Origin of the sequence: Sphingobacterium puteale, assembly GCF_050986225.1 — a bacterium.
Taxonomy (GTDB): domain Bacteria; phylum Bacteroidota; class Bacteroidia; order Sphingobacteriales; family Sphingobacteriaceae; genus Sphingobacterium; species Sphingobacterium puteale.
On sequence record NZ_CP158959.1, the window covers coordinates 1,695,514 to 1,718,530 of the forward strand.

General features: G+C 48.4%; 13 protein-coding genes. 8 read left to right on the forward strand and 5 right to left on the reverse strand.

The window, feature by feature from the left end; all coding sequences use genetic code 11:
• The first annotated feature begins 26 nt into the window (after positions 1-26).
• The 8 genes from ABTV71_RS07025 (at position 27) to ABTV71_RS07060 (ending at position 14,937) form a co-directional block, all read left to right on the forward strand.
• Entirely contained in the window at positions 27-992 is a 966-nt protein-coding gene (locus ABTV71_RS07025) for a glycoside hydrolase family 43 protein (protein ID WP_121125738.1), read from the forward strand.
• On the forward strand, positions 992-3,034 hold the full coding sequence (locus ABTV71_RS07030; RefSeq protein WP_433902653.1) for an alpha-glucuronidase: 2,043 nt from the start codon (positions 992-994) through the stop codon (positions 3,032-3,034). Before ABTV71_RS07025 ends, ABTV71_RS07030 begins: the two co-directional genes overlap by 1 nt.
• 179 nt (positions 3,035-3,213) lie before the next feature.
• Positions 3,214-4,953 (forward strand): glycoside hydrolase family 43 protein, encoded by a 1,740-nt coding sequence (locus ABTV71_RS07035; RefSeq protein WP_433902654.1) that lies wholly within the window; start codon positions 3,214-3,216, stop codon positions 4,951-4,953.
• 85 nt (positions 4,954-5,038) lie between these two features.
• Entirely contained in the window at positions 5,039-8,119 is a 3,081-nt protein-coding gene (locus ABTV71_RS07040) for a SusC/RagA family TonB-linked outer membrane protein (protein WP_433902655.1), read from the forward strand.
• 11 nt (positions 8,120-8,130) lie between these two features.
• Positions 8,131-10,092: a RagB/SusD family nutrient uptake outer membrane protein gene (locus tag ABTV71_RS07045; protein ID WP_433902656.1), complete on the forward strand. Its 1,962-nt coding sequence runs from the start codon at positions 8,131-8,133 to the stop codon at positions 10,090-10,092.
• A 71-nt stretch (positions 10,093-10,163) separates the two neighbouring features.
• Positions 10,164-12,044 (forward strand): sialate O-acetylesterase, encoded by a 1,881-nt coding sequence (locus tag ABTV71_RS07050; RefSeq protein ID WP_433902657.1) that lies wholly within the window; start codon positions 10,164-10,166, stop codon positions 12,042-12,044.
• Between the two features lie 44 nt (positions 12,045-12,088).
• On the forward strand, positions 12,089-13,696 hold the full coding sequence (locus ABTV71_RS07055) for a xylulokinase (RefSeq protein WP_433902658.1): 1,608 nt from the start codon (positions 12,089-12,091) through the stop codon (positions 13,694-13,696).
• Between the two features lie 2 nt (positions 13,697-13,698).
• The gene (locus ABTV71_RS07060) at positions 13,699-14,937 is read left to right on the forward strand and encodes an MFS transporter (RefSeq protein WP_433902659.1); all 1,239 of its coding nucleotides are present in this window, start codon (positions 13,699-13,701) and stop codon (positions 14,935-14,937) included.
• Between the two features lie 238 nt (positions 14,938-15,175).
• Here the strand turns inward: ABTV71_RS07060 and ABTV71_RS07065 are convergent, their stop codons facing one another.
• The 5 genes from ABTV71_RS07065 to ABTV71_RS07085 form a co-directional block, all read right to left on the reverse strand.
• Positions 15,176-16,081: a hypothetical protein gene (locus ABTV71_RS07065; protein WP_433902660.1), complete on the reverse strand. Its 906-nt coding sequence runs from the start codon at positions 16,079-16,081 to the stop codon at positions 15,176-15,178.
• A gap of 20 nt (positions 16,082-16,101) precedes the next feature.
• Positions 16,102-16,794: a hypothetical protein gene (locus tag ABTV71_RS07070; RefSeq protein ID WP_433902661.1), complete on the reverse strand. Its 693-nt coding sequence runs from the start codon at positions 16,792-16,794 to the stop codon at positions 16,102-16,104.
• A 91-nt stretch (positions 16,795-16,885) separates the two neighbouring features.
• The gene (locus ABTV71_RS07075) at positions 16,886-17,998 is read right to left on the reverse strand and encodes a helix-turn-helix domain-containing protein (RefSeq protein WP_433902662.1); all 1,113 of its coding nucleotides are present in this window, start codon (positions 17,996-17,998) and stop codon (positions 16,886-16,888) included.
• 55 nt (positions 17,999-18,053) lie between these two features.
• Positions 18,054-19,937, reverse strand: coding sequence for a serine hydrolase domain-containing protein (locus tag ABTV71_RS07080; RefSeq protein ID WP_433902663.1), 1,884 nt, complete (start codon positions 19,935-19,937; stop codon positions 18,054-18,056).
• Positions 19,938-20,375: 438 nt separating this feature from the next.
• Positions 20,376-23,009: an outer membrane beta-barrel protein gene (locus ABTV71_RS07085; RefSeq protein ID WP_433902664.1), complete on the reverse strand. Its 2,634-nt coding sequence runs from the start codon at positions 23,007-23,009 to the stop codon at positions 20,376-20,378.
• Positions 23,010-23,017 lie beyond the last annotated feature (8 nt).

The window sequence follows — 23,017 nt, forward strand, 5'->3', positions numbered from 1 at the left end:
TATAAATGAACTGAACAGATATAAACATGAAAAAGCAAGCACGTTACTTATTTCCTAAAGACTATATGGCTGACCCGTCAGCGCATGTATTTGAGGGTAAAATCTATATTTATCCGTCCCACGACCGTGAGAGTGGCATCGCCGAAAACGATAATGGCGACCATTTTGACATGCAGGATTATCATGCCTTTTCACTGAGCTCGGTAGATGCCGAGGCGACCGACCACGGCCGTATCTTGTCCGTGGGCGACATCCCCTGGTCGGGAAGGCAGCTCTGGGATTCGGATGTGGCGCATAAGGACGGAAAGTACTACCTCTACTTTTCGCTGAAAGACAAAAATGATATCTTCCGCCTTGGCGTGGCCGTCAGTGACCGGCCGGAGGGGCCGTTTGTGCCTTGCCCTGATCCCATCCGCGGCAGCTATAGCATTGATCCCTGCGCTTTTGAAGACAATGGACAGCACTATTTGTACTTTGGCGGTATCTGGGGCGGCCAGCTGCAGTATTACCGCAACAACAAGCTGACCATGCCCGGACAGCTTCCGGAGGCAGGGCAACCAGCATTATCTCCAAAGGTCGTGCGCCTGTCGGACGATATGCTGCAGTTTGCCGAGGAGCCCCGGGACCTGCTGATCCTCGACGAAAAGGGCCAGCCCCTGTTGCAGGGTGATATCGACCGCCGTTTTTTTGAGGCTTCGTGGATGCACTGCTATCAGGGTAAATACTATTTTTCTTATTCTACGGGCGACAGCCACCTGCTGTGCTACGCGATAGGGGACAACCCTTATGGTCCTTTTACCTATCAGGGCGTCATTCTGACGCCGGTAGTGGGCTGGACCACACACCACAGTATCCTCGAATTTGAGGGACGCTGGTATCTGTTTCACCACGATTCGGTGCCTTCGGGCGGGCGGACATGGTTGCGTAGCATGAAAGTGGTGGAAATCGACTACGATGCGGATGGTCGTATCCTAACCGTGGAGGGCAGCTGATGGGGAATATCGTCTGGTATATCGTCTGTCTACTGGTGATCCTCTGCCATCAGCTGTGCCAAGCCGAGGACGGCAGCCAGCTGTGGCTGCGCTATGCCAGGGTAACCGCCAGTGAGGCTGCATTCCGTAAGATCCACTGCCCGTACCGGGATGCGGTGGCCAGTACGGCAGCGGCAGAGCTACAGGACTACTGGCGCCGGGGAGATGTGGATCTGCAGCTGGACAAAAAGTGGCCAAAGTGGCAGCCGGACGGATACCGGATCCGCTCGCTGGGCAGCAAAACGGTGATCAGTGCGGGCAGCAGCACTGGGCTCCTGTACGGGGCTTTTCACCTGCTGCGGTTACAGCAGCAAGGCGCGGCGATGCAGGGACTCGACATTAGCGAAAAGCCCAGCTATGCACTACGGATGCTCAACCACTGGGATAATCTGGATGGCACGGTCGAGCGTGGCTATGCAGGGCATTCGCTCTGGAAATGGGAAGAGCTCCCCGGTGTAATTTCACCGCGGTACCGCGAGTATGCACGGGCAAATGCCTCGATCGGGATCAACGCCGTTGTGCTCAACAATGTCAATGCATCGCCGCTGATCCTGCGTGCCGACTACCTGGAAAAGGTAAAGACTTTGGCCGATATTTTTCGGCCCTACGGGATCCGCGTATTTCTGTCCATTAATTTTTCCGCTCCCGCACTGCTGGGAAATCTGCCGGATTCGGATCCGCTCCGTCCGGTGGTGGCAGGCTGGTGGAAGGACAAGGCCGACGAGATCTACCGGTTGATACCGGACTTTGGCGGCTTTCTGGTCAAAGCCAATTCGGAGGGGCAGCCCGGACCGCAGGACTATGGCCGTACGCATGCCGATGGAGCCAATATGCTGGCCGCAGCACTCAGACCGCACCGGGGCCTCGTGCTATGGCGGGCGTTTGTATACAACCCCACGGCGGAGGACCGGGCTAAACAGGCGTATCAGGAGTTTGTACCCCTGGATGGCCAGTTTGACGACAACGTGATCCTTCAGATCAAAAATGGGCCCATCGATTTCCAGCCGCGTGAACCGTTCAACCCGCTGTTTGGCACGATGCCCAAAACCAGCCAGATGGTCGAATTCCAGATTACGCAGGAATACCTGGGCTTCTCCAACCACCTGGTCTACCTGGCACCGCTGTTTAAGGAAACACTGGATGCCCAGACCTATTCCCGCTCCGAGGCTGGCACAGTAGCGGGGATAACGCAGCGGGGGCCGCATCTGGTGTCGGCTATTGCGGGTGTGGCCAATATCGGTGAGGACCGCAACTGGTGCGGCCATCATTTTGCCCAGGCCAACTGGTACGCCTTTGGAAGGCTGGCCTGGAATACCGGACTGTCCAGCAATAGCCTGGCGCGGGAGTGGCTCTCGATGACCTTCTCGCCGGATCCGGCCCTAGTCAATCCGCTGTCGGAACTGATGGTGGAATCCCGAGAGGCTGTGGTCAACTATATGATGCCGCTGGGTCTGCACCATATTTTTGCTTTTGAGCATCATTATGGACCGGAGCCCTGGGGCGATATTCCCGGCGGAAGGCCGGACTGGATGCCCTGGTACTATCATAACGCGGATTCGCTGGGTATCGGATTTGACCGGACGGCCACAGGGAGCAATGCCGTAGCACAATACCGCAGTCCGCTCCGCGAGCAATTTGGCCAGATCGGTAGCTGTCCCGAACAATACCTGCTCTGGTTTCACCATGTGCCCTGGAAGCATCGTATGAAAAACGGCCGTTCCCTATGGGACAACCTCTGCTATGCATATCAGCAGGGTGTGGATCAGGTGCGTGGTTTTCAGCGGCAATGGGATAGCCTGGAAGGGAAAATGGATACACAGCGCTTTCAGGAGGTGCAGTCCAAACTAAAAATTCAGGCGCGGGACGCGGTATGGTGGCGTGATGCCTGCCTGCTGTATTTTCAGACCTTCTCCAAGATGCCGATTCCGGCTGCACTGGAACGCCCTGTGCACGAACTGGACGAACTGAAAAAAATCAGGCTGGATCTCAAGCATCATAATTAACTGGACCGGGCGCAATTTTTTTTACTGCGAGACCGTCCAGAGTGCCGTAAAAGGGCAATGGAGAAAGAAGAAAGGATGTGGTAACAAATTGAAATGTTTTTGTTACAAATTTTAATTGTTGCCTATACACTTAAAACTATGTTTGTAGGCAAATACACCAAATTATAAATAAACCAATCATGTTAAAGCGGAAGGAGAAAACGATGCTGGGCATGTCCGTAGTGATATTTGCTACATTAACAGCATTTAATACAAAAGAGCATAAACGAAAGTTACAGGGAGATCGCGTCTCTGGACCTGTATTTTCGGATTTTGTCTATAAAGGCGAAGATGCAGTTTACAAAGAAAATCCATTAAAACCGGGGCAGTTCTATTCGCCCATTCTACAGGGATGTTATCCCGATCCGAGCATTACACGCAAAGGTAATGACTATTACCTGGTGAATTCCTCCTTTTCGATGTTCCCGGGGGTGCCCATTTTCCACTCTGTGGATTTGGTCAACTGGACGCAGCTGGGGCATGTTCTGGACCGTGAATCGCAGCTGAAAGTGCAGTCGGCAGGTATCAGTGCGGGAATATATGCCCCAGATATCGTGTACAACCGGCACAACGACACGTTTTACATGATCACGACACAGATCGCCTCGGGTATCGGGAATATGGTCGTCAAGACCAAAGACCCCAAAGCGGGAAACTGGTCCGATCCGGTCAAGCTGGATTTTGACGGCATTGATCCAGCCCTGTTTTTTGATGATGACGGCAAAGCTTATGTCGTCCATAACGATGCGCCGGATAAAGGCAAACAGCGCTATGAGGGCCACCGCGTGATCAAACTCTGGGCATATGATACCGAAAAGGATCAGGTCATCCCAGGAAGTGACCGGATCCTGGTGGACGGTGGAGTCCATCCGGCTGAAAATCCCATCTGGATCGAAGGGCCGCATATTTACAAAAAAGATGACAAGTACTACCTGATGTGTGCCGAGGGCGGCACAGGCAGCGATCACAGTGAAGTGATCTTCTCGAGCGACCATGTCGCAGGACCTTATACCCCTGCGCCCAAAAATCCGATACTCTCCCAACGCCATCTGGACAAAAGTAGGCCCAACCCAGTGGAATGGTCTGGACACGCGGATCTGGTCGAAGGACCGGACGGATCCTGGTATGGCGTGTTTCTGGGTGTCAGGCCCAATGAAGTAAAACGGGTCAACACGGGCCGTGAAACTTTTATCCTGCCGGTCGACTGGTCGGGTGAATGGCCGGTCTTTGAAGGGGGAATGAAGGCCCTCAAACCCAGTGTGCGAATGCCTGCGGGCGTCAACAACAAGACCCATGCCCGGGGCTACTTTCCCAACGGCAATTTTACGTTCACCGATCCGCTGACCGCCATAGCGCTGGATCACCGCTGGGTTGCCCTGCGCGGTACCCGCGAGAAATTTTTGCAGGCCACGGACAAGGGCATGGTCTTCAGGCCGTACGCCGTGGATATCAGCGAGCAAAAACCAATTTCGGCCTTATTTTATCGGCAGCAGCACAAAAATTTTGAGAGCAGTGTATCGCTGGACTACGTGCCGGCCTCGGATTCACACCTGGCAGGCATCACCTGTCTGCAAAGTGAAAAATACCATTATGTGCTGGGTGTCACCAAGCTCGATAACGAGGACCATATCGTCCTTGCCAGAAGCGAAAATGGCAGCACCCGGATCCTGGCCAAAGAGAAAATCCATCTGAATGCCAAGGTGCAGCTGCAGGTAAAAGCAGCCGGCGACGCCTATCAGTTTGCTTATGCCGTGGGGAAAGGAGCCTTCCGGAATATCGGCAACACCGTGTCGGGCGACATCCTATCGACGGACGTGGCCGGTGGATTCACGGGCGCGCTGATCGGTCTGTACAGTACGACAGCGAACAGGGTCCGATAGACAGCTGAAAAGTATAAAGACTATTGAAATGACGATTATAAACAGAACTGAAAACAAAATTTTCTTAAATCCCTAAGTTATGAGAATGATGAAGTTTACAATTCCTGTGCAACGACAACGATGGCTACAGTATGGAATACTGCCCTTGCTCTTTTTGCTGGCAGCTCTACAGCTGGCCTTTGCACAGGATAAACTGGTCAAGGGGCTGGTCTCAGACCAGCAGAAACAGCCCATTGAAGGGGTGACCGTATCCGTCAAGGGCGGCACCAGGAGCACGACAACAGACAGTAAGGGCACATTTGCCATTGAGGCCGGCAACGGCGCTGTGCTGGTCTTCACCAATGTAGGCTACAAAACAGCCGAAGTGCCGGTGGGCGCCAATAACAGCGTGCAGGTGACGCTGCAATCCGATGATATTGCCATGGAAGAGGTGGTGGTCATCGGTTATGGTACGCAGCGCAAAGAAGCTGTGACGGGTTCGGTGGCCTCGGTAAGCGGTACGACGATGAACGAAGTGCCAGCAGCCAACATCAGCCGTGCCCTGCAGGGCCGTATTGCAGGGGTCAATATGCAGCAGAATTCGTCTAAGCCGGGCTCTCCGATGCAGATCCGGATCCGCGGTACACGCTCCCTGACCGCCGACAACAATCCGCTGATCGTGCTCGATGGAATTCCGTTTGCGGGTTCCATCTCGGATATCAATCCCGCGGACATCAAGAGTGTGGATGTGCTCAAAGATGCTTCGGCAACGGCAATCTACGGTTCGCGTGGTGCCAACGGCGTGATTCTCGTGACCACCAACAAGGGGCGCATGGGGCAGCAGGCACAGCTGGCGTACAACGGTTTTACCGGATTGCGTACGGTATTTGCCAAATATCCAATGATGTCCGGTCCGGAGTTTGCCGAAATGCGCCGCTATGTGGGACAGTTCCAGAACACCCTCGACGAGTCGGACGATACCAATACAGACTGGCAGGACCTTTTCTACAAAAATGGATTGGTCAACAGCCACGATATCAGCGTCAACGGTGGGGCAGAGAAAGGAAACTACAACTTCGGCGCCGGTTACTTCCGCGATGAGGGCGTGGTTCCCCTGCAGAACTATACCCGCTACAATCTGCGTGCTGCACTCGACCAGCAGGTGGGCAAGATATTTAAATTTGGGTTCAACCTCAATCAGAGCTACAGCATCACCAATGGCAACAACCTAGGCCTGTACGGCGTGCTGAGCGCCTCGCCGATAGCCAATCCCTTTAATGCGGATGGCACACTCAAATCCCGTATCCAGCAGCAGACATCGGGTCAGCAATGGGTGCATACCCGCGAGTCCTATGAGGCGCTGGGGGACAGCTATATTAATCAGCAGCGCGTATTCGGTTCGTACAACAACATGTACGGCGAGATCCGGATTCCCGGCGTGGAGGGCCTGACCTACCGCACCAACCTTGGACTCAACTTCCGTCAGAACAATGATGGCAGCTATACTGGACAGGGTGTATTCAGTGGCACCCCGGACAATGTGTCCACAGCTTCGGTCGCAAACGGCAGAACGGTACAATGGGTAATGGAAAATCTGCTGACTTACGATCGTACCTTTGCGCAAAAACATAACCTCAATTTGGTGGCTCTTTATTCGGCGGAGCAGAACACCACCAACAGCACGCTGATATCGGCCCGCGATATTCCGATCGATGCGTTCCAGTTCTATAACATCGGCCGGGCCCAGGGGGAGATCATTGTCAACCCTGACCAGCAGGGCTATGCCAAAAGCAGCCTGATGTCTTTTATGGGCCGCGCCATGTATACCTTTGACAACCGCTACATGCTGACGATGACCATGCGCCGCGACGGCTCCTCGCGACTGGCACCGGGGCACAAGTGGCATGCCTATCCGGCGATTTCGGCAGGATGGAATATCCACAACGAGAAGTTCATGTCCGCCGTGCCATGGATAAACCAGCTTAAGCTGCGCCTAGGCTACGGTCAGACGTCCAATCAGGCGGTCGATCCGTACAAGACCCTGGGCTTGCTGAGTACAAGACCGTATAATTTCGATACGCAGTTCCTGACCGGCTACTACATGTCCGAATTGCCCAATCCTTCGCTGGGCTGGGAGTTTTCCAAGACCTACAACTACGGTCTGGACTTCGGTCTCTTCAACAACAGGGTCAGCGGTACCATGGAATACTATGTGCAGAATACCGACAATATATTGCTGCGCGTGGGACTGCCACCGACAAACGGTGGCGGCAGCTACATGGCGAATATCGGAAAGACGCAGAACAAAGGCTTTGAACTCTCCCTCAACGGCGCGGTGATCGACAATGAAAACGGCTGGAAATGGGATGTGGGGGTCAATCTCTATGCCAACCGAAATAAGCTCGTTGAACTGACCTCCGGAAGCCAGCGTGATGAAGGTAATCAATGGTTTGTCGGCCATCCGATCGACGTGATCTTTGACTATAAGAAAATTGGGTTGTGGCAGGCCGACGATCCCTATCGCGATATCCTGGAGCCGGGTGGCAATCTGGGGATGATCAAGGTGGAGTATACAGGTGAATATGACGAAAATGGCGTGCCTACACGGGCGATCGGTGCTGCGGACCGGCAGATCATCAATATCCAGCCCAATTTTCTGGGTGGCTTCAATACGCGTCTGGCCTACAAAAATGTCGACCTGAATGTGGTGGGTACCTTCCAGAATGGCGGTACGCTGATCAGTTCGCTCTACGGAAGTACCGGCTACCTCAACCAGCTGAATACCCGCGCGGGCAACAACGTGAGCGTCGAATACTGGCGTGAAGACCGTACGGATGCCAAATATCCGAAACCCGGAGGCATACAGAGCGGTGACAATCCCAAATATGGCAGTACGCTGGGCTATTTTGATGCGTCGTATCTAAAGGTGCGTACGATTACGATGGGATACAACTTTAAACAGAAATGGGTGGAACGCATGGGTATTGGCCGCCTGCGCCTCTATGCGACGGTGGAAAATCCATTCGTCCTATTCTCGCCCTACCACAAGGAATCGGGCGGTGATCCGGAACCCAACTCCTATGGCGACGAGAATGTGGCCGTGGGTGGCCTGAGACGGATACTGGTGGTCGGTACAAATACACCGGCAATGAGAAGTTATATTCTGGGGCTCAATCTTTCATTTTAAAACATTCAGGCATGAAAACTTTCAATTCAAAACTTATCATAGGGCTCTGCCTTGGTTCACTGATGCTCGGCATGAACAGCTGCTCCAAATTTTTGGATGAACAGCCCAGAGGAATCTTTACGCCGGGGGATTTTAAGACACCAAACGGTATAAACAACAGTATTGTGGGACTCTATGCCCACCTGCGCTATATCTATGGACAGGCTTATTATTACAATGCCTGCCTGACCGGGACCGATGAGGTGACCTATGCGCAGAGTGCGGACGAAAACTTTCAGGTGATGGACTTTACAGGTCTCAGTACGATGACGGCTATAAATAGCAGGGCGGATGTGGCATGGCAGGCCGCCCTGCCTAACATCAACATGGCCTCGGGCATCATCGAGAATGCTCTGACAGTGGGCACCTCGCCCGCGATCATCGCCGAAGCACACTTTTTCCGGGCATTTGATTATTTCCTGCTGGTGCAGACTTTTGGTGGCGTGCCGCTCGACCTGGGTGGGGGCGAACTCAAATACAGCACCTCTGTGGAGCGTAAATCCAAACGCAATACCGTGGCTGAAGTGTATACACGGGCTATTTTCCCGGACCTGACTAAGGCCATTAGCGATCTGCCCGATGCACCGCGCTTAAAGGGGGCCGTGAGCAAGACGGTGGCCCGCTTATATTTGGCAAAGGCCTACCTGACCTACGCCTGGTGGCTGGAAAATCCGAAAAATATACCGACTTATCCGGAGACCGCACGGACGGATCCTGATGGCAAGACCAGCGCCTGGTATTTCCAGCAGGCTTACGACATAGCCGTGGCTGCTATTGAAAACCCGGGACCGTATGGCCTGCAGCCCACCTTTTACGATGTCAACGTCGGGACTAATGACCGCAACAACGAGATCCTGCTCTTTGCTGACCATACCGAAGACAGCGAGCTGTATAATGGCGGTAGCCTGAGCTATGGCAGTGGCGGTGCACCCGACAACTTTGCGGGCTGGATGATGACCTGGAATTACACGTCGATCACGAGCTCCAAAACAACGGCCTGGAATACCGCCGATCTGGTGAACTCGGTACAGCGGGAGGCCGCGCAGGCACTGGGGCGCCCATGGACACGGATGGCACCGACGATCAACGTGGTGACCGAAACCTTTGCCGACAAAACCAACGACTCGCGCTACGACGGCACCTTCACGACGGTGTACCGCGGCAACTGGAACAAGGCAAATATCAGCAACCCTTCGTTGTTTAACGCCAATAACATACCCGTCAAACCGGAAGAGGCCATCCTCACTTTCTTGAATGAGGAGCCACAGATGCCGATCAACTATGACAATAAAACCTACAAGAGCAGTATCGGGGCGGGGGTACTCCCCGGCAGGGCCGACTATGTGATCTCTCCGGAGGGCATCAGCCGCCGTGTCTATCCTGGACTGTGGAAGCTGGGCCCTTACCGCACCGACAACGGCAATGGCTTGGGACAGCCCAACGCGGGCAGCACCCGGCCGTTCAATATTGCCAAGTTTTCCGAGCTGTACTTTATCGCTGCCGAGGCGGCAGTGAAGGGTGCGACGGCCAAAGCCGGCAAGAGCGCACGCGACCTGGTCAATGTGATCCGCGGCCGCGCGGGGGTATGGCGCTGGGACAACAACGGCAACACGGCCAAGGAAGCCAACCGCCGTGCCGAAATGTTGGCTGCGACGCCGGCTCAGATTACGCTCAATTACATCTTGGCCGAACGTTCGCGCGAGTATTATGGTGAGGGCTACCGCTGGTATGACCTCGTGCGTACACAGACTTGGTCCGACATCGCTAAAACCTATCGTATTGCCGGTTCGAATGTAGGTGACCACACGGCAACAACCTTCACTCGGTCGATACAACCCTTCCACTACCTGCGGCCTATCCCGCAAGGACAGCTGGATGCCATGGATATGTCGGCAGCCGAAAAAGCAGCCTACCAGAATCCCGGATATAACTAATAGGGCTGTAGGACATGCCATCTGTACAGGATGAGCGGTCCTGCACTCTTATTTGTAGAATGTGCAATCGTATGAAGATGAAAAAAAGAAAAGCCTGTACTCTTGCCCTGACATTAGCCCTGTTCCTCTATGCTGTAGTCTCGTCCGCAGCAGTGCGGCTGCCTGCGCTGATAGCAGACCGCATGGTGCTGCAGCGTGATACCGAACTGAAAATCTGGGGCTGGGCCGACAGTGGTGAGAAAATAACGGTACGTTTTCGTGGCCAAAGCTACCTGACTGAGGCGGATGCGGCAGGTAACTGGGCCATCAGGCTGCCGGCACAGAAAGCCGGAGGTCCTTATCTGCTGCAGGTGAATGAGATCGCTATCCGAGATGTCCTGATCGGCGATGTGTGGCTTTGCTCGGGCCAGTCCAATATGGAGACACCGATAGAAAGGCTGGTAGAACGCTTTCCGGAGATCAATGAATCCAATAACCATATGATCCGTTATTTTAAGGTACCGACACAGAATGCGCTGGACCGCCGCAGCGAAATAGCCGGTGGCGGACGCTGGTACTCCGCTGTGGCTTCGGAAGTGATGAACTGGACGGCATTGGCCTATTTCTATGCACAGCAGAGCTATGCTCATACCGGTGTACCCGTGGGCATGCTCGTGTCGAGCCTCGGCGGCTCGAATATAGAAAGCTGGATCAGCCAGGATCAGCTAAAAGAATTTCCCCGGCTGCTGCTCGACCGCCCCGCACTGGACAGCATGCATCTGGCGCAGCATGACCGCGGTATCCGGGACTGGATAAAGCCAGACTGGAACGACAGTAGCTGGCCTACCTTTACCGTGCCGGGATGGTGGCGCGACCAGCAGTTGCATAACAAGGGAGTGGTCTATTTTAGAAAATCATTTGAATTGCCGGGCGAGCTGGCGGGGCGGTATGGCGTGTTGTACCTGGGGACCATGATCGACAGTGATTCGGTATTTGTCAATGGCCACTTTGTGGGTGCCACCGGCTATATGTATCCGCCCCGCAAGTACCCCGTACGGGCAGGTATCCTGCGCGCTGGGCACAATACCGTGACGGTACGCTTGCGGTCTAATACAGGTAATGGGGGATTTGTGGAAGGCAAGTCTTATAAGCTGCTGGTCAATGACAACGAGATCAATCTGGCTGGACCTTGGAAATATCAGGTAGGCATGGATCCCGATCTGGCCAAAAGCTATCAGCCGCGACTTCAAAATATTAATGAAGTAGGGTCAAAGCTGTATAACGGCATGATCTATCCGATAAAAGATGTGGCCGTGAGCGGCGTGATCTGGTACCAGGGAGAGGCCAATACGGGCAGTCCGCAGACCTACGAACAGTATCTGCGTCTGCTGATCAAAGACTGGCGCCTGACGTTGGAGCGCCCGCAGCTGCCTTTTTTGCTAGTGCAGCTACCTAATTATATGCGCAAACAGGAACGCCCCTCTGAATCGGGATGGGCGGGTGTACGGGAAGCGCAGTTTAAGGTATCCCGTGACGTTCCCTATACAGCGTTGACGGTCAACTATGATATTGGCGAGTGGAACGATATTCATCCCCTGAATAAAAAGGACCTTGCTGCGCGGCTGCTGCTGGCTGCCCGCAAACTGGTGTACGGTGAAAAGCTGGTAAGCTCAGGACCCGTCTATGAGCGTATGGAAATCAAGGACAACAGGATCGTACTCTTTTTTAAGGAGGTCGGCGCTGGACTGGCAAGCAGGGACGGGCAACCACTGAGACACTTTGCCATCGCTGGGCAGGACCGCAAATTTGTCTGGGCGGACGCTGTTGTCAAGGGCAATGCCGTCGTTGTCAGTCATAGGGATATAGCCCACCCCGTGGCAGTACGCTATGCCTGGAGTGATAATCCCGAGGATGCTAATCTGATCAACAGGCAACAGCTGCTGGCCTCTCCGTTCCGGACCGATAGCTGGTGATTTTTTAACAGTGGAAATTTGTTTTACAAAATATGGATAATAACATGAAGACGGCGATAATTCAGGGCAGAACCTATCTTGGCATAGAATTGGGTTCGACGAGAATTAAAGCTGTATTGGTTAATGATACATGTGAACAGCTAGCGTCAGGCTTATATGATTGGGAAAATCAGCTGATAGCTGGGTATTGGACATATAGCCAGAACGAGATAGTTAACGGACTTCAAAAAGCGTATGCGAGATTGGCTATGGAAATAAAAAATCGCTACGGTGTGTTATTAACACGGGTGGCGGCCATAGGCTGTTCGGCGATGATGCAGGGCTATATTGCTGTCGACAAAACCGGAAAACTGCTGGTGCCGTTCCGCACCTGGAGGAATATGACCACAGCAGCCGCGGCAGCGCAGCTGACTGAGCGCTTCCAGTTTAAAATCCCGCAGAGGTGGAGCATAGCTCATTTGTTTCAGGCCGTTCTGAATCGGGAGGAGCATGTTGCTCAGATAGATTATGTAACGACACTGGCTGGCTATATCCACTGGCGCCTCACCGGAGAAAGGTACTTGGGAATTGGTGATGCTTCCGGTATGTTTCCTGTTGACCTGACTAAAAGAAAGTTTGATGAGAATAAGTTAGCGGTTTTTGATAACCTGATTGCCCAAAGGGAATATTCCTGGAACCTGATCGATATCTTGCCTACAATTCGCGTTGCAGGTGAATCTGCAGGGTACCTTAGCGTCGAAGGAGCCCAGTTACTGGATCCTTCCGGCACGCTGGAGGCGGGTATCCCGATGTGTCCTCCGGAAGGAGATGGTGGTACCGGGACTGTGGCTACAAATAGCGTGAATATACGCGCGGGGAATATCTCTGTAGGTACATCCATTTTTGCCCAGTTTGTACTGGAAAAAGAACTGTCTAAGATATATCCTGAGATTGATATCATGGCAACCCCAGATGGGAAGCCGGTCGGTATCATCCTTGCCAATAACTGCTCCGGCGATATCAACGCATGGGTAAATTTATTCCGTGAGTTTTATCAGGCGATGGGACTCGCACCGGACATGGATAGGATTTATGAAACGCTATTTAACAAAGCTATGGATGCAGAACCCGACGGAGGAGCATTGTTGAGCTACGGCTATTATTCCGCAGAAAGTATCACCGGTGTCGATGTAGGCCGGCCGCTTTTTGTCCGGTGCCCTGAAAGCCGCTTTAATTTATCCAACTTTATGCGTACACATCTATTTTCTGCTTTTGCTGCACTCCGCTTGGGAATGGATATTTTAACAAATGGAGAACACATCCGGATCGAACAGATTAAAGCACATGGCGGTCTGTTCAAAACCCGTCTTCCCGCGCAAAAAATATGCGCGGCGGCACTCGATACACCCCTTTCGGTGGTGGCTACGGCCGGAGAGGCGGGCGCTTGGGGGATGGCAGTTTTGGCATCCTTTATGGTCAACAGAGAGGATGAGGAAACATTATCTAGCTACTTGTCTGACCGCGTTTTTGTATGGTTAGAAGAACAGATTATTGCTCCGGAGCCCAGAGATGTAGAAGGTTTCACTGTTTTTATGAACCGGTATAAGCAGGGTTTAGCCATTGAGCGCACGGCTGGCGAATATTTCATGGAAGATAACCTTTCTGACGGCTAAACATGACAAGTTTGAAAAAGGATGCACTGGACCGAAAGATAAATCCCTTCAACCAGGGGAACGGGACAGCCTATCCCATTCTCTTTATGTTGAGTTGCTGCCACTTGTTTAACGATACCATTCAATCGCTCATACCAGCGATCCATCCGGTCGTCAAAGAATCATTTCAACTGAATTTTTCTCAGATCGGGCTGGTTGTCTTTGTCTTCCAGCTATCTTCCTCGATCATGCAGCCGCTGATCGGATTTATCACCGATAGGAAACCTTATCCATATCTATTTCCGGTGAGTATGCTGTTCAGTCTCCTGGGCTTAGTCACGTTGGCTTTGGCCAGCAGTTACGGCTGGTTACTTATGGCTGTGGTGACAGTCGGTGCAGGATCCGCTATTTTTCATCCGGTAGCATCGAGAATTGCGTATGTGGCATCAGGAGCAAAACGCGGGTTTGCCCAGTCTCTTTTTCAGCTCGGCGGTAATGTCGGAACGGCAATGGGCCCTATACTTGCTGCGGTGTTGATCGCTCCATATGGTAAAAAAAATGTACTGTGGCTGTTGCCGGTAGCATTGCTGGCAATGGGGATATTGTACCGAATAGCATCTTGGTACAAATCAAAGAGCAGAACGGCGCCTACGGAGGACAAAAATGGATCGCAGTATACTGAAATGGTAGAGAGTCGGGGAAAGAGGATTGTTGTTCCCCTGGCTATTTTGTTGCTATTGATCTTCTCAAAGTATTTTTATTCGGCAAGCCTGTCGAGCTACTACACATTTTATCTGATGGATAAATTTGCACTTTCAGTGAGGGAATCTCAGGTTTATCTGTTCGTTTACTTATTGGCGGTAGCCGTCGGTACGATGATTGGAGGAGCCTTGGCCGACCGGATAGGCCGAAAGAATGTTATATTATTTTCAATATTCGGGGCATCGCCCTTTACGTTAGTTTTACCCCATTCAAATTTAATCTGCACGGTCATATTAACTGTCATCATTGGTTTAATTATAGCGTCTGCCTTTTCAGCAATCGTGGTGTATGCACAGGAGCTTTTACCCGGAAACGTGGGAATGGTGTCGGGACTCTTTTTTGGACTCTCTTTCGGAATGGCAGGGATTGGATCAGCTGTATTGGGAAAAATCGCCGACAGTTCTGGTATAGACCTTGTCTATCGTATATGTGCATTCTTACCACTCATAGGGGTGGTTGCTGTTTTTTTACCGGACCGGAGGGTGGAGAAAGCGTTTTGATTATTGTCTGAAAGTCAAAACTATTTTGCTTAAAAATTGTGTTCTAATTGATTGTAATCATAGGTTAGTCACAACATAGGTAATGGGTAGTTTTTAAGGCTGGGTCAGGTAATTGACTCAGCCCAACGTCGGATTGCTATGCCTGAGCTTCCAGAATAAAAGGTGAAAAATCAGCGCGTCAATATAGGAACTGACCTGAAATTTTTCAATAATGGTACTACTGGGATTTGCTGATCGTTCATTGGTCGAGCCAATGAACGATATTAAGCAGAAATTGTGCATTTTGGTAAGCAGAAGGATGATTCATTCCCCTTTTTTCACTTTTGATGCCATGGAGTTGGGCAGAAAAAGGAGCGCCATCCCCGAATATCACCATTCTTCCTTCCCCAAATCGAAGGTAAGCACCATTTGCAAATCCTTTGCCAGGCAATCGGGGAATGTAGTCTGGCATAGGCCTTTTTATCAGATTAGCATCGGCAGGTAAATAAATCTCATATCCTTCGTCCAACAAAGAGATAATTTGTGCGGTTTCTGGTACCGTAAATCCCGTGCCGCCCCAGCACATAATACTGTCTATTTCCGTACCCGATCCAGTTGTTACTTCGTTGGATAAAAGTGTTCCTTTATCTTTTGAAAAGATTTCGGGCTTTCCATCTTTTCGTAAAGCAAAGCCATTAATGACTTGAATGCCGAATACAGCGGCTAGAGCTTGTGCTGATCCGCCACAGGGCATATGATCGGTTACCAAAAATAAACATCCACCGTCAAATACCCATTGTCGGAGAATTTCTATTTCCTTATCTGTAAATGCCGAACGGGCAGGCAGGCTCCAGTTTTCTGGATCATGTAGCGCATTTACACTGATAAATATTTTTGCCTCTTTCAATCTTTCCAAATTGACCTTTTCTTTGGTACTTCGGAGACTATATCCGTCCGCTTGCAGAAGATCTGAAAATGCTGCATATGTTCCTCTCAAAGTAACCGCATTGTTGTGTGCCTCGTCAAAAAGGAGCAACGGTCCATTGCCGACCTGATGGTGCGGATCGGCAATGGGGTAATAAAACTGTTCGTCAGCTACCTGCTGCGCCTTTAATTGTGCTATACTCAACAGTATAGCAGATAAGCAGATAATCATTCTTTTCATATCTTTTTTGAATTGGAAAATTAATCAGCCTTCAACCAGAGGTCCTTTTCAAAACAGGTCATCTGCTCCACCTTTCCATTGGCAACAGAAAATGTCAAAGGAAAGGTGCCATCTTCGTTGAGGAAGAAAAGTTCAGAGCGAGGGGTAAATGAAACTGTTTTGTTGTCCCACAATTGTTTAAGGATTAAGCCCTGTGCTGAAGGTTCTATAGTAATTTTAAAATTGTTGTCGTTGGCCATTAAGTAAGTTCCGGAAAGCTGTTTCAATTGAGATGCGGTCAGACTTGCAATTTTATTGGGGTCAAACGGTACACGCTCACATACAATTCTGCCCAGGAGCTTTGCTTGGCTAAAATCTCCGGAGCTATTTTTTAAGAATTCTATCGAATAGCCTTCGTTTTTGGATTCAAAGTGCGTGTTATCTTTACGGACGAGCTGATATCTTTTTTTCTGGTCCCATAGCTGTGTAGCGTGCAGCGCATTATCCTGCTCGTCGAAAGCAATGAAAGCTACTTTGTTGGGGAGCTGATAATAACCCTGAAATGATTTCAGTGGAGACTGATTTTGCTGCTGGGAAGCATTTGCAGCGGCGGTCTGTGCGAATGCACCATGGCCGACTAAAAGACAGTAGGCTCCCGTGAGAAAGCCATATGTTGCTTTGGAAATCTGGCGTATCGCTTTCGAGCGAATACTTGGTTTAATTTGTTGTATCATAATCTTTTTTGTTGATATGATACAAGAGTAGGTCTTTTTGATAGGTTAATTGTCCGAATGGATGCAATCGAACAAACTCCACTTTCCCTCGTTAAGATGATTTTTTACCATGGACTTTCATATATGCTGTCGGTGTCATTCCGTTTACCTTTTTGAAGCTGCTATAAAAAGTTGTTCTTGAATTAAAGCCGGCCCTTATCGCGATCCCAAACATATCAAGTCGCTTGGCCTCTTCGGATAATAGTAGTCTTTTCGCTTCTTCCGTGCGCAGTTCGTTGATAAACTGGTAGAAATTTTTTTGTAAGCCATTGTTTATAATATAGGAAAGATCATGCGGATTGATGCCGATATGGTCCGCGAGGGATGAGAGTGTTAGGGCAGGGTCTAGATATAACTTTTCAGCTGTTGTTTTCTGCACGAGTTTTTCTTTTAATGTGTCTACCTGTTGTTCTGTCAATCGCTCTTCGGTTTTAATATTCTTTGTTTTATCACTTTCATCAATCAGATTATCGCTAGATTCCACAGCATATATTGACCGCTGTGTTAAAGTTCCGTACCCAAGTGCCACTATGCCCATAAAATATAGAATTGGTGCAAGGGAGTCAAAGGAAAAATGAGCCAACGCCAGCAAACGGACAATGATCATAAATAATAGAGCGATCAATAGATACTTCAACCAGATCATGTTGATCTTCTCCGTATAGGAAGACAGCTGGCGAATATTCTTTTGATGTATTTTAAAGAGCCAATAGCAGGCCATCCAATAAAAGATGCATTGCGCAAAGAAGAAATATTTAATAGCGAACATGATCCAATGCGGTAATTGCGGAGCGTGGATGTGTTTGTTAAAAAGTCCGGGTATTAAATAGATGACGGAGAAGAAAAGAAAAGCCAGGAATGGAACAAAATGTAATCCCCAGTACCGAATAGGTGTTGTTGGTTTGACGAGGTAATGAACTGCGAGATAAAAGCAGGGGAGAGTCGCCCAGCGGGGAAGCTCCAGAACATGGATCAAAGCTCCGTTGTCGATATGAAAACCTTCTAGAAAGAGCTGGGTAAATAAGCTCGCCAATAGACAATAGTATGCGCCCAGCCAGCGGTCTGCTTGGGGACCTGTCTTGTTTACCCCCATAAAGATCAAGGTCCCGAGCAACCATAATGCACCAGCTGAAAAAGCGTGAAAAGTATAGAGTATGTTGACCATGGTTTATATTAACCTATCTTTGTACTGTGAATTTAAACATAATTGGCCAAATGAATTACATCATCCAGATCGGCACACCAATCCAGCCATTGATAGACAACAGCGCAACCAAGTAGCATAAAAAGAAATTACAGAACACTAATAGCGGACGCAACCATCTCGGAGTTAGTTGAAACCAACGTTTATAGAGCAGCAGGCTACTGACAATAACTAATATCGCAAATGAGAGCATGCCCAGGAAAATCAAAAAACTTGTTATGTTAAAAGAAGTAAAGAGCTCTTTGTGACTGGCATCCGTCAATCCCATGAGACGATAGGCCGCAATAAAACAACAGGTTCCTACTATTGGCAATAGTGGAATTCCAACGTCGATCAATTTTATTTTTCGAAAGAACATAAGCACTATTCCCACCAGACTAAAGATCATATAAATCAAAATGGCACAAAAACCTAAATAGATAGGAATCTTTTGTATTAACAGGGAAGCCGAAGGCACTTTTCGATAGAAGCTATTGCCATAACCTTGAAAGAAAGGCTGGTCATTGGAATCTTTGGCTAATACAAAAGAAGGGAGAATATCATCTTTTGCGCGAAATATGCCATTGCCGATGTGGATCAGGGAATCCACCTGTCCGTTCTCTTTTTTGACGAGGAGTCGATCCTTGCTGATCCCTCTTAATTCAATACCGCCAAAGATCCGCCTATAGAATTCCCAACGGTCATTTTTTGGATTCATAAATTGGTAGTAGCCTAAAAGCGGTTTCAGTTTTTGTTTATCTATTGGGTGACTAGTGAGTTTTGGAGGGGATATATTTTTAGTTAGGAAGTCTTCGATTGCTTGCGAGATTGGCCACATATTGACCACACTGTTTGCTGCTATGGCATAAGCTATACCAGCATCACGGTTAAAAAATAACCAGGATACAAAACCTTCCCCTTTACCGTTGTGGCCACGTAGGCTAATCCTTTTATTATTCGGGAATAGATCATTGCCCAAAGCATAGCCAGTTTGTAATCCCGCCTGGCTGGCTAAAGTACTGTGGATGATCTCCATTTCATTGAGATTGCCATTATTTAGTAGTGTGCTGTCAGCACTACCATTGAGCAGATAAAGCATAAATTTGGCCATATCTTCTGCGTTTGATACCAATGCGCTGCCTGCTCCATTGCTACCTGGCTGATAGAAAGGCATCGGCCTGAATTTCCCATCTCGAAAATCGTAACCTGTGGCGAAGTTAGGCATACGGGTTCCATTACGATCGAATAGGCTCTTACGCATGTTCAGTGGTAAAAAAATCTGATCTTGTAGATACTTATCCCAAGGCATGTCCGTCACTTTTTCGATGATATAACCGAGTACATTATAACCGGGGTTGGAGTAGGACATCATCGTTCCGGGCTTCCAGCGAACGGTCAGTGAATTGCTGACAGCCTTGATCGCGTCAATACCAAGTAGCGGTTTTTCACCTATGGTTACCATACTATTGAGCTGCACGTCATCAAAGCCTGCTGTATGTTCTAGGAGGTGAACTACCCTAACTGGATAAGTATCTTCCCAAGGATTGTTAAAAGGAATTTCAGGTGCTATATCGCGAATGCGGTCGCTAAGTTTAAGCCTTCCCTTAGCGACTAATTGCTGGATTCCCATCGCCACGAAAAATTTTGTAACGGAGGCGAGGTGAAATTGGGTGAGTTGATCTACGGGACGACGTTTCCCAAGGTCGGCATAGCCCAGTCCACCAGCGTATAGAATGTTATCGTTTTTTACAATCGAAACCATCAGGCCCGGGATGTTTTCTTTTTGTATAACAGTTTCGAGCTGTTTATGCAGTTGGGCTATGGTGGTATTGGAATTTGTTTTGGATTTTACCTGTGCTGCTGCGGTAAAATAACTTACCGCAATGAGTATTGCGATATAGAAAGTTTTTAAGTTGATCATAAGCTTTTCTTTTTTGCAAATTAGCAATGATCTTTCCTGAACCTGTCCGTCTCCATCCAGACGGATTGATCAATTGCGCAGATTATCACAAAAGACATAAATAACTAGCGCGAATACTGTCTCCAAGAGTAATGGCAATGAGATCGATGGTAACACCTTTTATAATTCGCTAAAAGTTGGCGGGTATTTATTGGTGTCGGGGACATTCGATACCAGTAATTTTTGGGGAAATGGTAATTGTATCCGATTGGAGTCCCAGGCGACGTTGATATTAAAGAAAGACATAATCATAGCACTCAGCAAAACGTTGCCTCTGCCTTAAAGAGGGACAGAGCAGGACTGGGATTGACATTGATATATTCGTCAATAAGGTGTCCGTCATCACACAGATATTTTATAGAACAATAGTATTTGTACGATGGGAGTGTTTAGGCTATCTTAATTGACACGTTTTCTCTGTTCATCGTTGGATTGTATGATTTTCTTATCTTCAAATTTCTTTCCATTTGTAATCGTATAGGCAAAGGATAGCCCAAAAGTGCGTGTGGGGCGTTTTTGATAGAAATTGATGATAGTACCTTCATAGCTTGAATATTCACGCTCCCTCGCTGTATTGAATAAATCATTGGCTTGCAGTGTTATTTTACCTTTCCCATTTAAAATCCCTCTAGAAAACATTACGCTGGAATAGAATTGATCCGCATATTTAGTATTTCCAATGTAAGACGGTGTTCGATAACTCAAGTATAGATTAACATCAAATAGTTTGCTAACTTTCAGAAAGTTAAATAGGCTTCCTTCAAATACTTTTTGAGAAAGGTTGATATTACCATATTCAAACTCGGATTTGAAGAATGAAAGATTGCTTTGAACCCTCCAACAACTGTTTATTGTAAATGGGAAAAACGCACTTGAGCCATAGTCTTTGCCATTTTTGAAGTTTATTGATTGATATTTGATCTGCCTGTTGTTTACCTGTGTGGTAAATTGTACTATTTTATCCTGTGTATTGGAATAGAATAGATCGATCGAGAGACCTTTTTTTAGCGTAATCCCTGTTTCAATGCGATGGATGTATTCCGGTTGTAGATTGACATTCCCCTGAATTAGCACAAAGTCGTCGATCTGAAGCGTATAGGGATTTAAATCCTTAAAAGAAGGCCGCCGTACCCTTTTTCCGTAGTTAAGATGAATAGAAGCACCCTTCTTTCCTATGTTCTGCAATAGAAAGATAGAGGGAAATAGATTGAGATAATTTTGTTTTACCTTCTCGGAACTTGTCACCGATAGTCCATTGATAAAAGTTTGTTCGGCCCGTAATCCTGCTTTTATTGAGAAGTTGTTGATTTTTTTATCCAGGGTGAAATATCCCATGATTAGATCTTCGTTGTATATAAACTGATTACTATACAAAGAATCGAGCTGCCAGTTATCCTCAACAAAATTATTTCTTTCCACGGTATTATTGCGTTTTGTCCGCACATATTTGACGCCTGTCGCAAAACTAAAGTCCTTTTGATATTTTTTGTTGAGATCGGCCTGTATACTGTAGATATGTGTTGTGCTGGGTGAAAGATTTTGATAAATGTAGGGGGCAGGGCTACTAGGTGCTGTCATGCGATAGTGATTCGATTCCCGATTGTCATTGTACAAATAATCGGCGATCACTTTAAAGTTAGACTCTAATGTATCTATTTTTAGCGAATAATTGAAGGTAGAGTTAACCATTGTCGGTCTATTCTTCCAGACGTTATCCGTTGTTTTGTATAAAGTATCCCCCCTCATTTGATGGGCATTATTGGTATGGAAGTCTTGGTCAGACTTAGAATTTGTCCAGATAGTCTGCAATCCAATATTTTGGTTTTTAGCGATTTCGTAGTTGGCTGTTAACCGCGCATTATAGCTATTGAGATCCTTAAAACGTTGTGTATTGCTCAGGTATTTCGAGTCGTCAGGATACTGGATGTTATAGTCTGTCTTATAGCGTTGGTTATCTTTGGTATAGGCGATTGCTCCAGACAGGTAGAGCCGTTTGTTTTTGTAATCAAATAAGGTGCCTCCGTTAAAATAAGGGTCGTTGACATTTTGGATATAGCGAGCCAATAAGATTACTTTGAATCCATCATTTGTTCCCTTTTTCATTACTATTTTTACGATTCCGCCAAGGCCTTGAGCTTCATATTCAGCTCCCGGATTAGAGATAATTTCTATTCGCTTAATATTTTCCGAAGGAATTGAGCGGAGGTATTCTGCCAATTGCTCAGTAGACATCCGTTGTATAATATCATCGATCATGACGATCACAGATTGGTTACCCCTGATTCTGATATTGCCGTTGTGGTCTACCCAAAGGTTAGGTGATCGTTGTAAAAGGTCGAGTGTAGATAGGCCGTTTGCAAGCATCGTCCCTTCTACATTCACGATCATACGGTCTGCCTGCCTGACATAGGGCGATCGGTTTTCCGTAATCGTTACCGTCTCCAATACGGTATTGTCGATATCCAAGGTCAGCTTTAGTTTGCCCGTTCGATCAAGGTCGCTAAACGATTTTCTGACTGATTTATAACCTAGAGAAGAAACCTCGAGCAGCAGCAGTCTTTGATCACTGGGTAGAGCAATATTAAAGCGTCCTAGCTCATTTGCAACTGTAACACCTATTATGGAGTCGCCTTTTAATACACGGACGGTTGCATAGGGCAAAGGTTGATTTTTTATATCATTGATCTGCCCTTCGATTTTATCTGCTCGCATTTGTTCTAATGTACTCGGAGGCAAGTCAGATATTACTAAAATTTTTTTGTCAAGAAATTGATACGCAAGATGGTAATCCTTAAATTTTTTGTTTAATAGATAATCTAGTGAGATCTGCTTGCTGTCTACCGTCAGGGTCATGTCTTCCGTAACGATCTCATCGCTGTAAAATACGGTATAATCACATTGACTCTGAATCATTTCAAAGACATCCTTTAATGGATATGTACCTGGTTCCAGACGGATATGACGTACCTGTGCTAGACAAAACTGCAGGCCAACTAAAGTGATTATTAGTGATAAAATCGATCTTGTAAACATTTTCATAT